Source organism: Anatilimnocola aquadivae (assembly GCF_049819085.1).
Classification (GTDB): Bacteria; Planctomycetota; Planctomycetia; order Pirellulales; family Pirellulaceae; genus Anatilimnocola.
Genome location: NZ_CP187419.1, coordinates 4,037,735 through 4,058,900, shown reverse-complemented (window position 1 = coordinate 4,058,900; position 21,166 = coordinate 4,037,735). Strand labels below are relative to the sequence as shown.

16 protein-coding genes are annotated in these 21,166 nt (G+C 58.5%); 15 read left to right on the top strand and 1 reads right to left on the bottom strand.

Annotation, left to right across the window (positions count from 1 at the left end):
• Positions 1 to 91: 91 nt before the first annotated feature.
• Genes NA78x_RS16170 through scpB form a run of 5 tightly spaced genes read left to right on the top strand, consistent with a single transcriptional unit; the run spans position 92 to position 7,505 of the window.
• Positions 92 to 1,231 carry an MraY family glycosyltransferase gene (locus NA78x_RS16170; protein ID WP_425613401.1) on the top strand — a complete coding sequence of 380 codons (1,140 nt, stop codon included), beginning with the start codon at positions 92 to 94 and terminating at the stop codon, positions 1,229 to 1,231.
• The gene (locus NA78x_RS16165; RefSeq protein ID WP_425613400.1) at positions 1,228 to 3,651 is read left to right on the top strand and encodes an O-antigen ligase family protein; all 2,424 of its coding nucleotides are present in this window, start codon (positions 1,228 to 1,230) and stop codon (positions 3,649 to 3,651) included. The genes NA78x_RS16170 and NA78x_RS16165 overlap by 4 nt, the downstream gene beginning before the upstream one ends.
• A gap of 19 nt (positions 3,652 to 3,670) precedes the next feature.
• Positions 3,671 to 4,837 (top strand): DUF1573 domain-containing protein, encoded by a 1,167-nt coding sequence (locus tag NA78x_RS16160; RefSeq protein ID WP_425613399.1) that lies wholly within the window; start codon positions 3,671 to 3,673, stop codon positions 4,835 to 4,837.
• A gap of 53 nt (positions 4,838 to 4,890) precedes the next feature.
• On the top strand, positions 4,891 to 6,582 hold the full coding sequence (locus tag NA78x_RS16155) for a multiheme c-type cytochrome (RefSeq protein WP_425613398.1): 1,692 nt from the start codon (positions 4,891 to 4,893) through the stop codon (positions 6,580 to 6,582).
• A gap of 11 nt (positions 6,583 to 6,593) precedes the next feature.
• Entirely contained in the window at positions 6,594 to 7,505 is a 912-nt protein-coding gene (gene scpB, locus NA78x_RS16150) for an SMC-Scp complex subunit ScpB (RefSeq protein ID WP_425613397.1), read from the top strand.
• A gap of 325 nt (positions 7,506 to 7,830) precedes the next feature.
• Here scpB and NA78x_RS16145 read toward each other — a convergent pair whose 3' ends face one another.
• A complete protein-coding gene (locus NA78x_RS16145; RefSeq protein WP_425613396.1) occupies positions 7,831 to 8,106 on the bottom strand; it encodes a hypothetical protein in 276 nt (91 codons plus the stop codon).
• A 681-nt stretch (positions 8,107 to 8,787) separates the two neighbouring features.
• On the opposite strand from NA78x_RS16145, the gene acnA reads away from it, so the two are divergent.
• The 10 genes from acnA to NA78x_RS16095 all read left to right on the top strand — a co-directional run bounded on the left by acnA (position 8,788) and on the right by NA78x_RS16095 (position 21,157).
• Positions 8,788 to 11,541 carry an aconitate hydratase AcnA gene (gene acnA, locus NA78x_RS16140; RefSeq protein WP_425613395.1) on the top strand — a complete coding sequence of 918 codons (2,754 nt, stop codon included), beginning with the start codon at positions 8,788 to 8,790 and terminating at the stop codon, positions 11,539 to 11,541.
• Positions 11,542 to 11,916: 375 nt separating this feature from the next.
• Positions 11,917 to 12,177 carry a hypothetical protein gene (locus tag NA78x_RS16135; protein WP_425613394.1) on the top strand — a complete coding sequence of 87 codons (261 nt, stop codon included), beginning with the start codon at positions 11,917 to 11,919 and terminating at the stop codon, positions 12,175 to 12,177.
• A 60-nt stretch (positions 12,178 to 12,237) separates the two neighbouring features.
• Complete coding sequence (locus tag NA78x_RS16130) at positions 12,238 to 14,304, top strand: PrkA family serine protein kinase (RefSeq protein ID WP_425613393.1); 2,067 nt, start codon at positions 12,238 to 12,240, stop codon at positions 14,302 to 14,304.
• A gap of 9 nt (positions 14,305 to 14,313) precedes the next feature.
• Positions 14,314 to 15,423 (top strand): DUF444 family protein, encoded by a 1,110-nt coding sequence (locus NA78x_RS16125; RefSeq protein ID WP_425613392.1) that lies wholly within the window; start codon positions 14,314 to 14,316, stop codon positions 15,421 to 15,423.
• A 3-nt stretch (positions 15,424 to 15,426) separates the two neighbouring features.
• Complete coding sequence (locus NA78x_RS16120) at positions 15,427 to 16,956, top strand: SpoVR family protein (protein ID WP_425613391.1); 1,530 nt, start codon at positions 15,427 to 15,429, stop codon at positions 16,954 to 16,956.
• 51 nt (positions 16,957 to 17,007) lie between these two features.
• Positions 17,008 to 17,478, top strand: a complete 471-nt coding sequence (locus tag NA78x_RS16115) for a hypothetical protein (protein ID WP_425613390.1) — start codon at positions 17,008 to 17,010, stop codon at positions 17,476 to 17,478.
• 139 nt (positions 17,479 to 17,617) lie between these two features.
• Positions 17,618 to 17,812, top strand: a complete 195-nt coding sequence (locus NA78x_RS16110; protein WP_425613389.1) for a hypothetical protein — start codon at positions 17,618 to 17,620, stop codon at positions 17,810 to 17,812.
• A 269-nt stretch (positions 17,813 to 18,081) separates the two neighbouring features.
• Positions 18,082 to 19,476, top strand: a complete 1,395-nt coding sequence (gene ricT / locus NA78x_RS16105; RefSeq protein WP_425613388.1) for a regulatory iron-sulfur-containing complex subunit RicT — start codon at positions 18,082 to 18,084, stop codon at positions 19,474 to 19,476.
• Positions 19,477 to 19,538: 62 nt separating this feature from the next.
• Entirely contained in the window at positions 19,539 to 19,976 is a 438-nt protein-coding gene (locus NA78x_RS16100) for a Minf_1886 family protein (protein ID WP_425613387.1), read from the top strand.
• 107 nt (positions 19,977 to 20,083) lie between these two features.
• Positions 20,084 to 21,157, top strand: coding sequence for a transaldolase family protein (locus NA78x_RS16095; protein WP_425613386.1), 1,074 nt, complete (start codon positions 20,084 to 20,086; stop codon positions 21,155 to 21,157).
• Positions 21,158 to 21,166: the final 9 nt, after the last annotated feature.

Below are 21,166 nucleotides of genomic sequence, written 5' to 3'. Positions count from 1 at the left end.
AGATTTTGGTGTAAGCTGGGATGGTAGAAATGAATCGATGCGTTGGAGTTCGCAAGACGCGGGCTCTCATTGTTTTCCTGCTATTCCACTCATGACTTTTCGCCAAACGCTGATCTTTCTGCTGGGCTCGGTGCTGCCAGCGTTCTTGCTTGCGCTCGCGAGTACGGCAGCCATGCGAAGGCTGAGTCCACGCTGGGGTTTGGTCGATCATCCGAACCAGCGCAAAGTGCATGTGACCCCCACGCCGCTCGGCGGGGGCGTCGGCATCTGGCTGGGCGTCATCGGAACATTTGCCTTCGGATTGCTTGGCCTGCTGGCGATTAGCACCAACGAATCGCTGCGAGCCATGGTGCCGGATTTCGCGCTACCACATTTGGCCGGAATCCAAGCCCAGCAGTTGAAGCTTTGGATTTTGCTGTTGGCCGGCACCGTGCTGATGCTGCTCGGCCTCAGTGATGATCGCTGGGGGCTCTCGTGGCAGGTACGAATGGCGACCCAGTTCGCGGTGGCCGCGGCTTGCGTCTATTTCATCCCGAATCTGCGGCTGACGGCATTCATTGACCAGCCTTGGTTCACCGGGCTCCTTTCGGTGCTCTGGATCGTTGCGCTAATCAACTCGTTCAACATGCTCGACAACATGGATGGGCTCTCAGCGGGAATTGCCTCCATCGCCTCCGGCTTTCTCGCCGTAGTCATGCTCATTGCCCCCAACCCAGAATCACTGGGGCCTCAGTTTTTTGTAGCCGGCTTTCTGCTCGTCTTAACCGGATCTTTGCTGGGATTCTTATGGCACAATCGGCCGCCGGCCAAAATCTTCATGGGCGATGCGGGCAGCTACTTTGTGGGCTTTAACATTGCCGTCGCGACCCTCCTGGCCAGCTACACCGGCTACCAGAGCGAGTCACGGCATGCGATTCTAGCTCCGCTGTGCGTGATGGCCGTGCCGCTGTATGACCTAGTAACTGTGCTGGCCATTCGCATTCGTTCCGGGCAGAGTATTTTTAAGGCCGACAAGAACCATTTTTCGCATCGGCTCGTAGACTTAGGTTTGACAAAACCGCAAGCGGTGCTGACGGTTTACTTGACCACTGCGCTGTGCGGGCTCGCAGCGGTCTTGTTACACCGGGTCGATACGCTGGGCGCCGTGTTGCTGATGATGATCGTCGGCTGCACCCTGTCGCTCATTGCCATTTTGGAAACTACCGCCAGGCGAAAGATCAAGCAGCCATGAAACGCCGCCGCGGTCCAACCGATGAAGTTTTAGCGAAGCAACCACCCACAAGCTTTGCCGCGCAACTCATTGCGATCTTTGGTAACTACGTTCGTCCCGCTATTCTGGCCTTAGCCACGGCGCTGCTCGTTTCGACGCCGCTCGTCGCGAGCGAAGGCATCATCTCCGAAGGGACCGGCGCAACCTGGCATGTGCTTTGGCTGGCTTTGGCCCTGATCTCGCTCGCTGGTTCCGCGCTCACCGCCTCGCCGAATCGCCGCTGGGCCTGGCCCGACTTGTGCGTGGTGATTCTCGTGGGTTGGCACGTGCTGAGCGCCGCGCTCTGCGATGGCAACGAACGGCACGCCTGGAATGCCGCCTGGCAATGGGCCGCCTATGGCGCGCTGGCAATTGTGATGCGCCAGCAGTTGTTGACGGGGCAAGAGACGCGAGCCGTCGTCGTGGTGATGGTGCTGCTGGCCGCGGCGGTGGCCTTGCATGCCTATTATCAGTACTTCATCGGTCAGCCCGCGTTGCGGCAGGAATTCAAGAACAATCCCCAGCTGATTCTCGATCAAATGGGAGTCACGGCCGAGGCGAGCGGCCCCGTGTTGGCAATGGCCGAGAACCGCATCAACAGCTTGGAACCGGTGGCAGAGTTTGCCCTCACCAACTCACTCGCTGGTTTTCTCTTGCCGTGGATGCTCGTCTCGTTGGGCTTGGCATTCTGGTTAGTGCAAAAGGGCGAGTCGCTGCAAACGATCGCTGTGTTCCTCGTACTGGCCGTGATTATTTCCGGCGTTCTCGTGCTGACGAAGAGTCGCACGGCTTGGCTGGCAGCAGCCGGAGGTTGCGTGCTGATCTTAACCTTTGGTCGTCGCTCGGGCTGGCAACTCGATTGGCGCTGGCCAGTCGGCATTTCGGCCGTCGTGCTGTTGCTCGGACTGGCGGCCGTCGCCTTCAAGGGGCTCGATGCCGAGGTGCTCAGCGAATCGCCAAAGTCCGTTCTCTATCGCGTGGAGTATTGGCGAGCCACAGCGGCCATGATCGGCGATCACCCCTGGCTCGGCGTGGGCCCCGGTAACTTTCAAGAACGATATGCCGAACACAAGTTGCCTCAGGCCAGCGAGACCGTCGCCGATCCACACAATTTTCTATTAGAAGTTTGGAGCACCGCTGGCACTCCCGCTTTGCTCGCTCTTGTCGCGCTGATGTTCACCACGGTTTGGCAACTGGCTCGCCAGCCGAGGAGTGAATCGACGATCACGCCGGCAATCGCCACTGCCGACATCGAGCCCAAACCGTTCAGCAGCTTTCCGATTGGTGCCTTCGCAATCTTTATCGGGTCGTTCATCGGGCTGATGCTTGCTGCGTTGCTGGGCATCATTGTCTTCGATCCACTGGAGACCACTCACCTCAGCTTCGACTCGCAAGACACGGCGCTCGGCTTGCCGATCATGTGGGTCACCGGCACGATCTGCTTCGGCTTTGGTTTCTACCTGTTGCGAGATTGGATCGAGCGCGGCGAGCTTCCTCGTTCGGTCGTGGTGGTTGGTCTCGCGGCCTTACTGGTGAATCTGCTTGCGGCGGGAGCCGCCATCTTCCCGGGCGTGATGAACACCGCTTGGTTGTTGTGGGCCATCGCCTTGCGGCCCGATCGTGAAGAAGTGCAGCCTGAAGCAATACCTGCAGAAGGCTTGAGCATTCAATCTCCGCAGCAAGTCATCAGCTTGGTCGCTGCAGTCGTGTGCATGGTGGCCTTAATTGCTTGCAACTATACCGAGTACAAGCCGGTGCTCGCGGGACAACACTTGCAGATGCGAGCAACGGCCGAGCGGCTGCGCGAAGCCTCACGCCCCGATTTTGTTGGCACGCCACAATCGATCAGTCTCGCCGAGCAAGCGATAGCCGCTGATCCTTGGTCGCCCGCACTCCGCCGGTTTCTAGCCAACCTGCAGTTCAACGTCTGGCTGAACAAGTCGGTGCCGCGCAACTGGCAACCCTTTGTCGAAGCGATGGCCGCCTATCAACAGGCGAGTCCCCATCACTTCAACCAACATCAGCAGCGGGGTGAATGGCTGCTGATGGCTTCGCGAAAGACCAAAAACAAAGACCTGTTAGCCGACGCGGCAGCTGCGTACGAAGCGGCCATTCAGTGCTATCCGAACAACGCTTTTCTGCATGCTCAGTTGGCTTCAATCTACAGCGAGCAGGGGCTCGTTGAAGATGCTCGCAAGGCGGCCGATGAGGCAGCGCGACTCGATGCCCTTTGCCCGCACGTCGACAAGAAGTTAGAAAAGACGATGCTGTACGATCCTCAAACGACGACCCGCACAGCCCCCACGACTGAAGAGATCGCCGCAGGCAACGCAGCCATCGTCGTTGCCCGACTGCGGGGAGTAGAAACTTCCCCGCCTGAACAAGCTCCCGATCAAAAGTAGATTCCGAGGGCCTGAAGTCATGAAAACTCTTGTGCTGGTCATTATCTGTTTGGGCGTCGGAATTGGCTTAGGGATCGCCTCGACTCGGCGAGAGTTCGCTAGCGAGCAATTGCCGACCGATGTTTATCTAACATCCACCGACAATGCCAGTGCCACCGGCGCGAGCGGACCCAAGGTGACTCTGGTCGGCGGTAGCACCTTCGACTTTGGCCAGATGGACCGGCATGCCGAGGGCGAGCATGTGTTCCAACTACGCAACGACGGCGACCAGCCGCTCCGTCTCGAGAAAGGCCAAACCACTTGCAAATGCACGATGAGCGAGATGAAGGATGGCGATCTGAAGCCCGGCGAGACCGCCCCCATTAAGCTGAACTGGACGGCCAAAACCGGCGACATGGAATTCTCCCAATCGGCCGAGATCAAGACGAGCGATCCACGCCAGCCTTTGGTGCGATTGCATGTTCACGGCAAGATCATCGACGCCCTGCGTGCCGACCGGGCACATCTCTCGCTAGGGTCGTTTTCGGCCAGTGAAGATACCCTGGGCAAGTTCAAGGTCTTCTCCTTCCGCGGCGACCAGCAGCTAGCAGTCGCCATGCACGATTTCGTCAAGACCGAAACTGCCGGTTCCTTCAGTGCTGAGTTTCGCGACCTTGACGAAGCCGAACTGGCGGAGGAAAAAGGGGCCAAATCGGGGGTCGAAGTGGCAATTCGCGTCAAATCCGGCTTGCCACTCGGCACCGTGGCGCAGACAATCCGCCTGACCACCAATTTAGCCGAAACCTCGCCTCTGGAGATTCCCATCGAAGGTCGCGTGGTCGGCGACATTGTGGTGGTTGGCCCTGGAGTGGCGAGCGAGCAAAGCATCATCCCGATCGGAGCGGTTACAGCCGGTAAGAGCAAGACAATTACTGTGCATGTGATCGTCAAGGGACCCCATCGCCACAATACCGAACTGCAAATCAAGAACGTGGAACCCAAAGACTTGCAGGTAAAACTCGGCGAACCATCGACCGACAATCCGCAGGTCGCTCGGTATCCGCTGACCGTAACCATTCCCGCAGATACCAAGCCCATTTCCAAATTAGGAACCACGCTTGAAACCGCCGGTGTAATTCGATTGTCGACCACGCACCCGTTAATCAAAGAGTTTGTCATCCTGGTGCGATATGCGGTCACGGAATGACCGGCCAGCGTTTGAACCAGACAAGTTTGCAGCAGACAAGGAAGTAGGCAGTCATGCGAGTTGGTGGGCAATACATTCAACGAACCCTGGCTGTGGCACTCACCACGCTGGCCTGCTCGCTCGTGTGGCTTGGTTGCGATCGGCCACCGCCGCCCCAGCCGCCGGTTCAAACCGCTGTCACTCCCCCGGTTCCGTCTCCGGAGCCGCCTCCGCCGGAACCGAAGCCCGCCGTAGAACCTCCCGCAGTGGCGGCGGTTCCCCCAGTAGAAGCACCCGTCACCGAACCAAAGACTCCAGCCGAAACCCCACCGGCTGAGCCACCCGCGAAGACCACCAAGAAGCTTCCCGACCAGCCTTTGTTCGCAGGCTGGCCCGAGCCCAAGCTCGTCTTTTTTATCACCGGGCAACAACAGGGTTACATCGAACCCTGCGGCTGCACGGGCCTCGAGAATCAAAAGGGTGGCCTGGCGCGGCGGCAGACACTGCTGAACGATCTGCGAGAGAAGCGTGGCTGGAATGTGGTCGCCATCGATGTCGGCAGTCAAAGCAAGCGATTTGGCAGACAGCCCGAAATCAAGTTCCAGCGCACCACCGAAGCCCTCCGCGCGATGGGCTATTCCGCCGTGGCGCTCGGTGCCGACGATCTGCGACTGACCGCCGGTGAGCTGACCGTCGCTACCAATCCCGATGATCAGCCCAGTATGTTCGTCGGCGCCAATGTCGCGGTCCTCGATCGCGGCTTGCAGCCTCGTTTCAAGGTCATCGAAGCAGGTGGCAAGAAGATCGGCATCACCGCCGTGCTGGGCGACTCGTTCGAACAAAAACTGGCCGGTGACGAACTGATTCACGAGCCTGCATTGGCCGCTCTCGAAAAAGTGAGTGCCGAACTCAAGGACCAGAAGTGCGACCTGAACGTGTTGCTGTGCCACGCGAGTCTCGCCGAGTCTCGCACCATTGCCGCTGCCGCGCCGTTGTTCGACCTGGTGGTTACCGCCGGTGGCGTAGGCGAACCAACCTTGGAACTCGAACAGATCACCGGCAGCAAAGCCAAGATGGCTCAGGTCGGCACCAAGGGAATGTACGTCGGTGTGGTGGGTGTCTTCGACGATCCCAAAATGCCCTTCCGCTACGAGCGCGTCCCGCTCGATGCCCGCTGGAAAGACTCCCCTGCGATGCTGCAACTGCTGGCCGACTATCAGCAACAGCTCGAACAAATGGGGCTCACCGAACTTGGCTTGCGGCCTCAGCCTCACCCGTCGGGCTTGCAGTTTGTTGGTTCCGACAAATGCGGCGAATGCCACACCAAGGCCTTCGAAATCTGGCAAAAGACCACCCACGCCCATGCCACCGATTCGCTCGTAACGCCGCCCGGCGACCGGGGGCACATCGCGCGGCACTTCGATCCCGAATGCCTCAGCTGCCACGTCACAGGCTGGGAGCCACAAAAGTTCTTCCCGTTTGCTTCCGGCTATACGTCGTTGAGCGGTACGCCCCTCATGAAGCAGAATGGCTGCGAGAACTGCCATGGTCCAGGCTCCGCCCACGTCGCTGCCGAAAGTGGTGCCGAGCAACTGGCACAAGCCGAAGTGCTGAAGCGTCGCGACGCCATGAAGCTGCCACTCGCCGGCGGCGTCGCCGAACGCAAGTGCATGGAATGCCACGACCTCGACAACAGCCCCGATTTTCACGTGAAGGGTGCCTTCGAAAAGTATTGGAAAGAAGTCGAGCACAAGGGGAAGGACTAGCGCCTCCGTTCATGGCACGCAAAAAAGCAGCGAAGAGCGATCCGCCACCAGACGTCCCCAGCGAAGATTCGCCGCAGCCTGCGGGTGTAAACCGCCGTGCCAAGTCCGCTGCTCCCCCGCGCATTCTCGTTGTTGAAGATCCCGATCCAGCTGACATGGCCGAATCGCTCGGCCTCGAACAATTCCAAGAGCCCGACGATGCCGGTCTCTCGCTCGAGGAGTTCGGCCAGGCCTATGCCTCGCTAATGACGCAAGCGGCCGATCCCTACGAGGCGACGGCCAAAACTCCCAACGTTGAAGCCGATCCGGCGACCGGCGAATCAGCCGAAGAGCCCTCCGCCGGTTCCCCCGACGACGAACCACTCGAAGTCATCTCGGGCGACGATGACACGGCCGCCGAAGTCACCCCGCTGACGATTCTCGAAGCGATGCTATTCGTCGGTCATCCCCTAGGCGAACCGCTGACGAGTAAGGACATCGCTGGCCTCATGCGCGGAGTAACCCCCGCCGAAATCGACGAGTTCATCGAAGAGCTCAACGAGACCTATCGCCGCGATGGCTCGGTCTATCACATCGTGGCGAAAGGGGCCGGCTATCGCTTGGAACTTCGCTCCGAGTGGGGGCCCATTCGTGACCGCTTCTATGGCCGCGTCAAGGAAGCTCGTCTGTCGCAATCCTCGGTCGACGTCTTGGCCGTCGTTGCTTACCAGCAGCCCATTGCCGCTGACGAAGTCGAACGACTACGTGGCAAGCCCAGCGGAGCCGTCCTCTCGCAACTGGTCCGCCGCGACCTGCTGCAGGTCGAACTCCCGGCCCCCAAGGCTCCACCCCAGTATCGGACCACCAGTCGCTTCCTCGATCTCTTCGGTCTCGACGACCTCAGCGACCTGCCTCAGAGTCTCGATGGCGAAAAAAGTCTGTAGGCCAAAATCATCCTACTTGTCCAACTTCGCCGGCAATTGTTAGTAGCCAAGATTCGCCAAACAAGGCAAATACTGACACTCTTAGCATTAATTGCCCGGCCATTGCTGGACACCACCCGAATAGACTAGCCGTTATTGGCGATCGCATCGCCTGGTTGGAGTGATAACCGTTTTTGATAACCTTTTCGCGACTTCTTTCCGGCGCACCCGTTGCTGTAACCTCAGGCATATCAATCAGTTACAAAGTCCAACCCCGTCATTCTGACGCTCGTCTGAAAACCATTTGATAACCTTTTCGCCATCGTCTCGCGCCGGGCTTTGCTGCTCAGTGGGAACTGGGTGGGTCGGAATGGCCCACCTCTTTCTTCGCTCCCTTCGCAATCGAGTACCGAACCTGCAGCATCGCGAACAAGCCTGTCACGACTCCGCCGCCCAGGCAAACCCAAAAGAACGGCCCCAGCAGACGCTGGCTCTTCAATCCCCAACGCATTGCCAACGGCTCCAAGACCAGGCTGCCGAGGAAATAGCCAAGGTTCAGAACCACCGCCGCGACGAGCAAACCAACCAAGAACGGGGCCAGTTTTCCGACGACGCTATTCACGAGAGTGCCCCCATTTTCATTCAGCCGCTGCCCGATTCTCTCGGCGCGCAAATGTCCAACAACCAGCAGCCCTACGAAGGTATAGCCGCCCCCAACAAAAACGGAACCAGCCTGGCCGCGTATGGCTCGCGCCTTGATCCACGAAACGCGCAGACAATTTCTCCCATTAGCGCCCGGTAGTGATCGTTTGTCAATAATATATTCCAGTATTTTTCATAACAACCTAACGACTTGGTCGCCGGCGCCCTGGCGTTGCCTCCCTTTCTTCGAACGACGGCCACTTAAGGTCACCATTTGTGACTTCAAGATCTAATCGCGGTAACCGTAGCCGGCCCGCGCCAAAGTCTGGCCTCGCTCGTCCCAAGTTGCCACCAAGGCTCGGCAGATGCCTCGCCCTCCCACGTCGGTTCGAAAATTGGAGGTCACCAATGGTGACCTCCAATCCGGGGGCCAAAGTGACTGACTTCTGCCGCGGAAAAGAAGCGGCGGATCGGCTTTCGATGAGCGAGAAATAGGCAGATTCCTTGTCCGCCAGACGACGTAATCTGCCACGTTACAAAGCGCGGCGGGAATGCTACAATCGCCACTGCAACGAGCGGGGCGATACCGCGTCACTGCGATCGTATTTTCGCGATTTTGGGCAGTATTCCATCCGGCAGGCTTCCACCCACCAGCAAGGCCATGACCACTACCGTCTTCGATCCGTTTGGCTCCCGCGACACCTTCTCGACCGGCAGCGGCGAGGCGGGCATCTATCGCCTTAGCAAGCTCGAGCAACTCGGGCTCGGCGAGGTGAGCAAACTCCCTTTCTCGATTCGCGTGCTGCTCGAAGCGGCCCTGCGAAACTGCGACGGCTACATCGTCACCGAGGACGATGTGAAGGCCCTCGCTACTTGGAACGCGGCCGAACCGGCCAAGCGTGAAATTCCGTTCATGCCGGCCCGCGTGGTGCTGCAAGATTTCACCGGCGTGCCTTGCGTGGTCGATCTCGCAGCCATGCGTTCGGCCATGGAACGTCTGGGCGGCGATCCCAAGAAAATCAATCCGCTCATTCCGGTCGACCTGGTGATCGATCACAGCGTGCAGGTCGACTTTTTCGGCACCTCGATGTCGCTGGGGCAGAATGTCGATCTGGAGTTCAAGCGCAATCGCGAACGCTACGAATTTCTCCGCTGGGGCCAACGCGCGTTCAACAATTTCCGCGTGGTGCCACCGGACGTGGGCATCGTCCACCAGGTGAACCTCGAATACCTCGCCAAGGGTGTCTTCATCCGCAGCGATAAAAAGGGCCCAGTCGCGCTCCCCGATTCGCTCGTCGGCACCGATAGCCATACCACCATGATCAATGGTCTGGGCGTCTTGGGCTGGGGCGTCGGCGGCATCGAAGCCGAAGCGGTGATGCTCGGCCAACCACTCTATATGTTGTTGCCGGAAGTCATCGGTTTTGAGCTGACCGGCGAACTGCAACCCGGCGTAACGGCCACCGACCTGGTGCTAACCGTGACGCAACAGCTGCGCAAGGTGGGCGTGGTCGATAAGTTTGTGGAGTTCTACGGATCGGGCGTGCGCCGCATGTCGCTGGCCGATCGAGCGACGATTGCCAACATGGCGCCCGAATATGGTGCCACGATGGGCTTCTTCCCCATCGACGACGAAACGCTCAACTTCCTGAAGAAGACCGGTCGCACCGCCGAAGAAGTTTCGCTGGTCGAACGCTACTGCAAGGAACAAGGTCTGTTCAATGCGCCCGGTTCGCCGGCGCTGAACTACACCAAAACCGTCACGCTGGACCTGGGCACCGTCGAGCCTTCGCTGGCCGGACCCAAACGGCCGCAAGATCGCGTCTCGCTCGCCAGCATGAAAGAGAATTGGCAGAAGTCGCTGAAAGCACCCGTTGCCGAACGCGGTTTTCAACTCGACGATGCGGCGCTCAAGCGTAAGGGGACCGTGCAGACGAACGGTCACAGCGAAACGATTGGCCACGGGGCCGTCGTAATCGCCGCCATCACCAGCTGCACCAACACCAGCAACCCCAGCGTGATGCTGGCTGCCGGTTTGCTCGCGAAGAAGGCTGTGGAAAAAGGCCTCAAGGTTCCTTCGTATGTAAAGACGAGCCTGGCCCCTGGCTCGCGCGTGGTAACCGATTACTTCGACCGCGCTGGTGTGAGCCAGGCCCTCGATACGCTCGGTTTTCAGACCGTCGGCTACGGCTGCACGACCTGCATTGGCAACAGCGGTCCGCTGCCCGATAACGTGGCCGCTGCCGTGCAAGAAGGCGATCTCGTCGCCTCGGCAGTCATCAGCGGCAATCGCAACTTCGAAGGTCGCGTGAATCCACTGGTGAAGGCCAATTTCCTCGCTAGCCCGCCTCTCGTCGTCGCGTATGCTCTCGCCGGCACGACCGATATCGATCTGCTCAACGAGCCGATTGGTGAAGGTACAAACGGGCCGGTGATGCTCAAGGACATCTGGCCAACTCACGCCGAAGTGCGGCAAGCGATTACCGACTTTGTGCAGCCCGAGATGTTCTCCAGCCGCTATTCGCGTGCGTTCGATGGCAACGAAATCTGGAATCAGATCAAGGTCGCTGAAGGAGCACTCTACAGCTGGAACTTGGACAGTACCTACATTCAAGAGCCGCCGTTCCTGGAAGACTTCAGCGCCAACGCCACTGCGGTGAAGCCGATTCGCGGGGCTCGCGTCCTGGCGATGCTGGGCGACAGCGTAACGACGGACCACATTTCGCCTGCCGGCAACATTGCCAAGAACAGCCCCGCTGGCAAGTTCCTGATGGAACGCGGTGTCGAGCCAGTCGACTTCAACAGCTACGGTGCTCGCCGCGGTAACGACCGCGTGATGGTCCGCGGTACCTTCGCCAACGTGCGCATCCGCAACTTCCTCGCTCCCGGCACCGAAGGTGGCGTGACGAAGTACTTGGGCGCTGGGCACGTTGCTGGCCGGCCGCCGGTGGCCGATGCCGATGCGGGGCAGGTGATGTTCATCTACGACGCCGCCATGAAGTACAAGGCTGGGGGCACCCCGACCATCATCCTCGCCGGTGCTGAATACGGCACGGGTTCTTCCCGCGACTGGGCCGCCAAGGGAACGAACCTGCTGGGTGTGCGAGCCGTGATCGCGGCGAGCTACGAACGAATCCACCGTAGCAACCTGGTGAACATGGGCGTGTTGCCGCTGCAGTTCCTCGAAGGGCAAACCTGGAAGTCGCTGGGGATCGTCGGCGACGAGACGTTCGAGATTCTCGACCTCAACGAATCTCTTTCGCCTCGTTCCCAGATCGGTGTGCAGGCCACTTCGCCCGATGGCACCAGCAAGACCTTTGCTGCCGCCGTTCGCATCGATACCCCCGTCGAACTCGACTACTACCGCAACGGCGGCATCTTGCAGACCGTGGTGAAGAAGTTGATGGCGGAGTAAGAGCGGGCGTAGCTCAGAAAGTGTGGCGCGGGTGATGTTTCACCCGCGTTCTAATGTGCAACGAGCGGCGCTCTCGCTTTGTCCACCACGATTGCACTTTTCGTCCTGCGTTCCGTTTGTCGCGAAAACGCCGCAAAAGCGGCTGTTTTTTCGCGCCAGCGGCAAATTCGCGCGCATGTGCTATTGCCGAAATGGAAATGGCGAAATAACCTTAACTTAGGAGAGGTAGGAGAAACTGATTGGCTAGGGACAGCCGGAGCCAACGCATTTGTAAGCGTGTGACTCCCCTTACCGATCCTCTCGCCTCTGACGGAATGCTCTTTTGCAAGTTCTTGAGACGCAGCGACTCACGGTCGCAACTTAGCGTCGGCATTCTTGCCCGGCTTCTTCTCCCCGCCGGTCGCCAGCACCGACGTCTTACCCGTTGTGCTCCTTGGTTCGCGTCGTGCCTATGCCAAATCGGGTAGCAGCATTGTGGGTTGCTGCGCGCACACTTTGGTGACGGCTTTCAAGAAGAAGCAAATCGGTCACGGCACGACCGGTAAGAGCCATCCGACTAGAGCAGGTAACAGCGGTACACAAGCGGAACATCACCAGCGAGGCAGCATGCAGGTGGATGAAGTGGCCCGAGGATGAAGGGGCCAATTTAGGCACCAAAAGTGCAGCTATCACGCGCGTTCTCAGGAGGACGATGCGATGACATCGGCGACAGGTAGCACGGGCAAGAGCATCATTTCTTTGATTGCCGGGCGGCAGGATCTCGAACAGTTCCGCCGCAAGAGTTGGGTCGGAACCTTCGAGGAATACCTCGATTTGGTCCGTGAAACGCCTCAGGTGGCCCGCAACGCCTTTGAGCGCGTGTACGACATGGTGATTGCGTACGGCACCACGGTGTACGACGAGTCCCGCGGCGTAAAGCGAACCCACTTCAAGTTTTTCGACGATCCCGACAACGGCGGGCGCGATGCTGTCTTCGGCCTCGACGAAACGCTCGAAAGTTTCGTCAACGCGCTGATGTCAGCCGCCAAGGGCTACGGCATCGAGAAACGCGTGCTGCTGTTGCACGGTCCCGTCGGCAGCAGCAAGAGCACGATTGCTCGGTTGCTCAAGCGTGGCCTTGAGCGCTATTCGACCACCGACGCCGGCGCTGTCTACACATTGGGCTGGGTGAACGAAGCGGAGCCAACCGAGATTCACTGGTGCCCGATGCACGAGGAGCCGCTGCACATGGTTCCCGAGCGATTCCGCGAGGATGTGCTCGCCCAGGTGAACGCCAATGCCGAAGAGCACCACTACAAAGTGAAGATCGTCGGCGACCTGTGCCCCTACTGCCGCTTCATGTACACCGAACGGCTAAAGAAGTACGGTGGCGACTGGACGCAGGTCATTCAAGACATTCGCGTCAAGCGAATCGCTCTCTCGGAGCAAGATCGCTGCGGCATCGGCACCTTCCAGCCTAAGGACGAGAAGAACCAGGACAGCACGGAACTCACTGGCGACATCAACTATCGCAAGATCGCGGAGTATGGCAGCGATAGCGATCCTCGGGCGTTTAACTTCGACGGTGAGTTTAACGTCGCCAATCGCGGCATCATCGAGTTCATCGAAGTTCTCAAACTGGACGTGGCGTTCCTTTACGATCTGCTGGGCGCCAGCCAGGAGCATAAGGTCAAGCCGAAGAAATTCGCGCAGACCGATATCGACGAGGTGATTATCGGGCACACCAATGAGCCCGAGTATCGCCGACTGCAGAATAACGAGTTCATGGAAGCCCTCCGCGATCGCACGGTCAAGATCGACGTCCCTTACGTCACCCGGCTGAGCGACGAAATCAAGATCTACGAAAAGGATTACAACGCCGGCAAGGTGAAGGGGAAGCATATCGCCCCGCACACCATCGAAATGGCCGCCATGTGGGCCGTGCTTACCCGGCTCGAGCCGCCGAACAATGCCAGTCTGACGTTGCTGCAGAAACTGAAACTGTACAACGGCCGCACGCTGGCCGGCTTCACCGAAGAGAACATCAAGGAGATGAAGGAAGAAGCGATCAGCGAAGGCTTGCACGGCATCAGCCCACGGTACGTGCAGGACAAGATCAGTAACGCGCTGGTCGCGAATCTCGATTCGAAGTCGATCAACCCCTTCATGGTGATGAACGAACTCGAAGCGGGCCTCAAGCATCATTCACTCATCACCAACGAAGAATTGCGAGCGAAGTACCGCGAACTCTTGGGCGTGGTGAAAGAGGAGTACGAGAACATCGTGAAGAACGAAGTTCAGCGGGCGATTGCTGCCGACGAAGACGCGCTCAAACGCCTCTGCGCGAACTACATCGACAACATTAAGGCCTACACGCAGCGTGAAAAGGTGCGCAACAAGTTCACCGGGCAAACCGAAGAGCCCGATGAACGGATGATGCGGTCGATCGAGGAAAAGATCGACATTCCCGATAGCCGCAAGGACGATTTCCGCCGCGAGATCATGAACTACATCGGCGCGTTGATGATCGACGGCAAGACCTTCGATTACAAAGCGAACGAACGCCTGTACCGTGCTTTGCAGTTGAAACTGTTCGAAGATCAAAAGGACACGATCAAGCTCACCAGCCTGGTTTCGCAAGTGGTCGACAAGGACACGCAAGCGAAGATCGACGTGGTGAAGAGTCGCCTCATTCGCGACTTTGGCTACGACGACGAAAGCGCCAGCGACGTGCTGCATTATGTGGCCAGCATCTTTGCCCGCGGTGATGTTAAACGGAAATAAGGTGCGACCATGGTCATGAAGATTGATCGCGATAACAGCCGCTTCAAAGAGATTGTGAAGGGGAAGATTCGCCAAAATCTGCGGAAGTACGTCACGCACGGCGAGATGATCGGCCGCAAAGGGAAGGACCTCGTTTCGATCCCGCTGCCTCAGCTCGACGTGCCGCACTTCCGCTACGGACAAAACGGCAAGGGTGGTGTAGGCCAAGGCGAAGGTGAGGTAGGCCAGCCCATTGCCCCCGGCGGCGATGGTGAACCCGGGCAAGGTCAGGCCGGCAGCGACGAGGGCCAACACGTGCTGGAGGTCGATGTCTCGCTGGAAGAACTGGCCGAAATTCTGGGCCAGGAACTGAAACTTCCGCGCATTGAGCCCAAAGGTAAAGCGAACATCGAAGACGAAAAAGTCCGCTACACCAGCGTGCGTAAAGTCGGCCCAGAATCGCTGCGACACTTCCGTCGCACCTACGTCCAGGCTCTGAAGCGGCAACTTTCCGAAGGCAGCTATCGCCCGAACGATCCACGCGTCATCCCCTACAAAGATGATCGCCGCTATCGCTCGTGGCAGACAGTTTCCGAACCGGTCGCGAATGCCGTGATTCTGTACATCATGGACGTCTCGGGTTCGATGACCGACGACCAAAAGGAGATCGTCCGGACCGAAGCGTTTTGGATCGATACTTGGCTGCGCAGTCAGTACACCGGCATCGAGCGCCGCTACATCATCCATGATGCGGCTGCAAAAGAAGTGGACGAGGAAACCTTCTATCACACTCGCGAAAGCGGCGGCACGCGCATCAGCACTGCTTACAAAGTGGCACTCAGCCTGATCAAAGAGAAGTTCGATCCGACGCAGTGGAACATCTACGCCTTTCAGTTCTCCGATGGCGATAACTGGGGCGAAGACAACCGCCAATCATTGGCCATGCTCAAGGACGAACTGCTGCCGATTTGCAATTTGTTCTGCTATGGCCAGGTCGAAAGCCCCTACGGCAGCGGCGAATACATCCGCGTGCTCGAAGAAGCCTTCGGCAGCGAGCACGAACAGCTGGTCCTCTCCGAAATCGCGAACAAAGAAGCGATCTACGAATCGATCAAGACGTTTTTGGGGAAAGGGAAATAGCCCATGCCTGCTCTCCATCGTTTTCGTTCACTCACCGAAGAGCTGATCGAAATCCAGCGCCAGATGGAAGGTCACGCCCGCGCGTACGGGCTGGACTTCTTCCCCACGATCTTCGAAGTCGTCGATGCCGACCAATTGAACGCCGTCGCTGCTTACGGTGGCTTTCCGACGCGTTACCCGCACTGGCGCTTCGGCATGGAGTACGAGCAGCTGCAAAAAGGCTACTCGTACGGACTGCAAAAGATCTACGAACTGGTGATCAACAACGATCCTTGCTACGCGTACTTGCTCGGCAGCAACGGCATCACCGATCACAAGCTGGTGATGGCTCACGTCTACGGCCACTGCGATTTCTTCAAAAACAACGCCTGGTTCGCGAAGACCAATCGCCGCATGATCGACGACATGGCCAATCACGGCAATCGAATTCGGAACTACATGGACCGTTTTGGCGTCGAAGAAGTCGAGAACTTCATCGACTGCTGCTTGAGCGTTGAGGACTTGATCGACATCTACTCGCCCCACATCAAACGCCGCGACGATAAGCCCCCGCCGGTGCGCCACGACGATGAGGACGAAGAAGCTTTTGACCCCACTTCCCCTACTCGCTATCAATCGAAAGGCTATCTCGACCAGTACGTAAACCCGCGCAAGGCCATGGACGCCGAACGAGCGCAACTGAAGAAGGATCTGGAGCGAAAGGAGAAGTTTCCCTCCGAACCCATGCGCGACGTGACGCTCTTTGTCTTGGAGAACGCGCCGCTGAAGAACTGGCAGGCCGATGTGCTGTCGATCATTCGCGAAGAGGCCTATTATTTCGCCCCACAAGGGCAAACCAAAATTATGAATGAAGGTTGGGCCACTTACTGGCACAGCACGATCATGACCAAGCATGCCATGGAGGCCAAAGACCTGATCTGCTACGCCGATCATTGCAGCGGCACCTTAGCGGGCTCACGCACGCGACTCAATCCTTACAAGCTAGGTGTCGAGTTGTATCGCGATATCGAAGACCGCTGGAATCGCGGTGCCTTCGGCGAAGATTACGACAACTGCGAAGACTGGCAGGAACAGCAGCACTGGAACACAAAGGCCGGTCTCGGTCGCGAAAAGATCTTCGAAGTGCGTCGCGTCCACAACGACCTTACGTTCATCGACGAATTCCTGACGCTCGACTTTTGCCGCCGCCACAAGCTGTTCTCGTTCGGCTATCAGCAGGAATCGGGTTACTACGAAATCGAGAGTCGCGAATTTCCGAACGTGAAACAGCGGCTGCTCTATAATTTAACGAACATGGGCCGGCCGATCATTTACGTGACCGACGGCAACTACAAGAACCGCGGCGAACTGCTGCTGGAACATCGCTTCAGCGGAGCAGAGCTGCAACAGAACTACGCTCAGGACACACTCACGTCGCTGTACAAACTTTGGAAGCGACCGGTGCACATTGAAACCAAACTAGAAGGTGCGACGGTCCTCTGGTCGTTCGACGGCCAGAGTCACACCAGCTCGGAAGATAAGAAAAAGGCCTAGCGGAGGAATTGGCAAGCGATTTGTTGCCAGGATGGCAGGCGGAGATTGATGATGACCATCAAACAAGACATAGCTCTCGAGCTTCAACGACTCGCACCCAGCGGCGGTGAGCTGGAAGTGCGCACCACGAGCGGACGCATTGTTAGTCAACTCGACGTCGTCGATGCCGTCGGTTGTGCTTTCACTCGCTTTGATTACCAGTCATCCAACCTTGCCAATGCCACGGTCGATAGCCTGAAAGCCCTTAGCAACAAGATTCAGCAACGGCTCACGTACCTGATGGAGCCGATCAGTCTGCTCGAAACTGACGCCGAGAGCGTTTCGATTCAAATGCGTTCAAGCCCGCCGCAGGTAGGCGATGATGGTCGTAGTTACTACGAACTTCTCGTCCGCCGCGGTGGCGAAGTCACCCTTCGCCGCTACCACAAAGCCGCCGGCCAGCCGCGGCAGATCGTGCCGGCAAACGTCACGCGCGAAGTCCTTGGCCGCCTAGGCGACGACTTTGTGGCGGTGATTGGATAGCTTTTCGGAAGAGCGGGCGAGGCTCTCGCAGAGCCCCGTTAGAGATGGAAATCGTCGTCGAGCCACCAGACCTCGCGGATGCGTCAGGCTACCCGAACAAATGCTCCCCGAGGCCTGGCGCATGGTTTAAGATACGCCGATGCGATTTCACCTGCGAAGCCTGCTGATCCTGTTGTTGCTGGGGCCGATCATCCTGGCTGCCGCTTGGACCCACTACCAACAATGGCAACAGGTTCGCTTCACCCGTCGGGTTCCCTTCGCAGAATCTGTTCCGACCGGCATTCCCAGCACCCAATGGGAAAGCTTTCCCGAGAGCGACCCGACCAGCCGTTAAGTGCCAGTACAGCTGGTAGGCCGGAACAAAGTGTACTCACGCAGTTCCGGCAGACACATTACGCGACATCGATCGGCGCTTCCTGCCGGAACTTCACGGAGTACCGCTGGTTGCCGGCCTACTTTACTCGATGAATCTGCGCTAGCGTGGCGCGTCGCCGTTTATGCGAACCCCTGCGGCTACCTTGTCTTGCGTCAGCACGATATACTAAGCCGGTTGATTCTGTTGGCAGCGGCCAACGATTCGTATCCACTCGATTCAGGCACTGCATGGCGACTACCGAAGAACCACGCCGACCGTCAGCCCGCTATGTGCTGCGCTACGGTTCGACACGAGCGCTCGGCATCTTCAATGCACGCGGCAACGAACGCTACGGCCGCGGTATGAAAGTCGTGGCCCGCACCCAGCGGGGGCTCGAAGCGGGCGATGTGCTCTGCGAAGCGACCGACGACGTCGCCAAAAGCCTGAGCGGTTCGCCCGGCGGTGCCATCCTGCGCGAGTTGAGCCAAGAAGATGCGAACGAACTGGTTCACATTCACAGCAAAGAGCGGAACGAGTTCGAGGTTTGCCGCAATCACGTCGCCGAACTTCGCTTGCCGATGGAACTCGTCGATGTCGAACACCTATTCGGCGGCGAACGGGTTGTCGTCTATTACCTGGCTGAGGACCGCGTCGACTTTCGCGACTTGGTGAAAAAACTCGCCTCGGAATTTCAAACTCGCATCGAAATGCGCCAGATCGGCGTTCGTGACGAAGCCAAGCTGCTCGCCGACTATGGCGACTGCGGCAAACCGGTTTGCTGCAATACGCACCTGCATGAGATGCCGCCCGTCTCGATGAAAATGGCCAAGCTGCAAAAGGCCACGCTTGACCCCACGAAGATCTCGGGCCGCTGCGGCCGCTTAAAGTGTTGCCTGCGGTACGAATACGACACTTACGAAGAGCTGCAAAAGACACTGCCTCCCGCCGGCTCGGAAATTGTCACTCCCACGGGTCGGGCACGCGTGCTGGGACAAGAAATCCTCACGCAGCAATTGCTCGTATCGATGGAAGACGGCCGCCGCCTGCTCATTCCCGTATCCGATGTGCTCACGGTACTCAAAACCGGCACCGGTAACGTGCGACGCGGTCGTTCGCGCGATGCCGAAGAAGAACTGCGGGACGATGTAGTCACCGACGAAGCAACCGAATCGACTGCGGGCGATGCTCCACCTCGTAATGACCGCAACGACCGCAACAGCGGCTCTCGCCAACGCCCCTCTGGACCCGGTCAACAGCGGCGCGATTCGCGACCACCACCACGGCCGCAGCAACCACGTCGAGATGATCGCGGCCAGCAAGATCGCGGCCAGCAAGATCGCGGCCAGCAAGATCGCGGCCAGCAAGATCGCGGCCAGCAAGATCGCGGCCAGCAAGATCGCGGCCAGCAAGATCGCGGCCAGCAAGATCGCGGCCAGCAAGATCGCGGCCAGCAAGATCGCGGCCAGCAGCGCCCCGAAGAGCCGTCGCGCGAGGAAGTCGCCCGGCAAGATACGCAGTTCGACGACATGGCCCGCGGTGAGTTGCCTGCCAACGCACCTCCGCCCGATCCCAGTGCCAATGTGCCGCCGACCTTGCCCCCCACCCAGGTCGAGCAACATCCGCCAGATTCAGACTCGCCCTAATTCATCCTCGCCTAGTTGCGAACCTGCCCGCACACCGTTTTTCAATTCTCAGGAATCCTGCCGTGTCGAAAAGCATGACTCCCGACATTCATCCACTCATCAAGCTGTTGTGTGAAGACCGTCGCTACAAGCTCGAAGCGTATCAGTTCGTACGCAGCGGGCTCGAGTTCGCCCAGGACGTGCTCGAACTGGGCCGACCCGAAGAAGCACCCACGCCCGAAGGTGAAGTGCGGCAGGTTCGCCACGTGACCGGGCAAGACCTCAGCCACGCGCTGAAGCAATACGCCCACGACCAATATGGCTACATGGCCAAGCTGGTGCTTGCCGGCTGGGGCATTACCTGCACGAGCGACTTTGGCGAGATCGTGTATAACCTGATCAAGATCGGCGAAATGACCAAGTCGCCCGAAGATCGCCGTGAAGACTTCGACCAGGTGTTTGATTTCGATCAAGCCCTCGTCAGTGAATTCATCATTACCGCCGCCGAAGACGCGGCCTAGGAATTGCGAATTGGGATTTTCGAATTGCTTATTGAAAGGCAATTCGATTTTTGTATTTCCAGTTAGCAATCAGCAATTCCCAATTAGAAATTCTGTTAGGAAAGCCCATGACTCCTCTTCAATCACTCGTTGCCTCCGGTACCAAACTGTGGCTCGATTCCATCGATCCTGAACTAGTTTCGCGCGATCGCAAAGAAGGCGCCACCGGGGCCACCTCGAATCCCGTCATCATTTCCGACCTGATTCGCACCGGCCGTTTTGACGACGAAATCGTGCGCCTCGCCACGGGCGGCATGACCGACGACCAGGTTGCCTGGAAGCTGACGGACCGCCTGGTCTCGCAGGCTCAGCAGGTGTTTTTGCCCGTCTGGCAAGAGACGAGCGGCAACGACGGCTACGTCAGCTTTGAACTCGATCCGCTCATCGAAGATCACGTGGCCAACATTCCTCACGCCGAGCGCGTGGCCCGCTATGTAGAACTGGGGCTAAAGTGGGCCTCGGGCGAACGGAACCGCATGATCAAGGTGCCGGCCACTCCCGCTGGACTCGAAGCGCTCGAACCGCTGTGCGCGGCGAATGTGACGCTCAACGTCACGCTGATCTTTTCGCCACGCCAGTACGAAGCGGCCCGCGATGCCATCTGGCGTGGCGCTCAAAAACGAAACACGCTCAGCCGATTCAAATCGGTCTACAGCATTTTCGTATCGCGCGTCGACATCTATACCGAGAAGCACGTGCCAAAGCTCTCGCCCGAGGCGCAAGGGCAAGTCGGCATCGTCAACGCGAAGCAAATTTGGGCCGAGAACACTCGCTTCTGGGCCGAGAAGAAGCTGCCCCTGCAGCAGGAAATGATCTTCGCGAGCACGGGCACGAAAAAGAAAGAAGACGCCGCGTGGAAGTATGTCGAAGCCTTCGCCGGCAGCGACATTCAAACCAATCCACCGGCCACCAACGAAGCGGTCGCTCGCAGCAAGCGAACCTTTACTCGCCAGGTCGATTCGTTGCCGCCGCAGGCCGTGCTTGACGAAATCGCCAAGAAGGTCGATATCGCCCATCTCGAAAAAACGCTGATGGACGAAGGGATTCAGAAGTTCGCCGATCCGCAAAAGGCACTGCTGCAGGTGATTGCCGAGAAGCGTGCCGGTCAAGCGCCAGGCCAAGCCTCTGCTTACTCGAAGTAGAAAATCGGC

Coding starts and splice junctions, on each gene's coding strand:
- NA78x_RS16170 (WP_425613401.1), top strand. CDS start 92: ATGACTTTTCGCCAAACGCTGATCTTTCTGCTGGGCTCGGTGCTGCCA.
- NA78x_RS16165 (WP_425613400.1), top strand. CDS start 1,228: ATGAAACGCCGCCGCGGTCCAACCGATGAAGTTTTAGCGAAGCAACCA.
- NA78x_RS16160 (WP_425613399.1), top strand. CDS start 3,671: ATGAAAACTCTTGTGCTGGTCATTATCTGTTTGGGCGTCGGAATTGGC.
- NA78x_RS16155 (WP_425613398.1), top strand. CDS start 4,891: ATGCGAGTTGGTGGGCAATACATTCAACGAACCCTGGCTGTGGCACTC.
- scpB (WP_425613397.1), top strand. CDS start 6,594: ATGGCACGCAAAAAAGCAGCGAAGAGCGATCCGCCACCAGACGTCCCC.
- acnA (WP_425613395.1), top strand. CDS start 8,788: ATGACCACTACCGTCTTCGATCCGTTTGGCTCCCGCGACACCTTCTCG.
- NA78x_RS16130 (WP_425613393.1), top strand. CDS start 12,238: ATGACATCGGCGACAGGTAGCACGGGCAAGAGCATCATTTCTTTGATT.
- NA78x_RS16125 (WP_425613392.1), top strand. CDS start 14,314: ATGGTCATGAAGATTGATCGCGATAACAGCCGCTTCAAAGAGATTGTG.
- NA78x_RS16120 (WP_425613391.1), top strand. CDS start 15,427: ATGCCTGCTCTCCATCGTTTTCGTTCACTCACCGAAGAGCTGATCGAA.
- NA78x_RS16115 (WP_425613390.1), top strand. CDS start 17,008: ATGACCATCAAACAAGACATAGCTCTCGAGCTTCAACGACTCGCACCC.
- NA78x_RS16110 (WP_425613389.1), top strand. CDS start 17,618: ATGCGATTTCACCTGCGAAGCCTGCTGATCCTGTTGTTGCTGGGGCCG.
- ricT (WP_425613388.1), top strand. CDS start 18,082: ATGGCGACTACCGAAGAACCACGCCGACCGTCAGCCCGCTATGTGCTG.
- NA78x_RS16095 (WP_425613386.1), top strand. CDS start 20,084: ATGACTCCTCTTCAATCACTCGTTGCCTCCGGTACCAAACTGTGGCTC.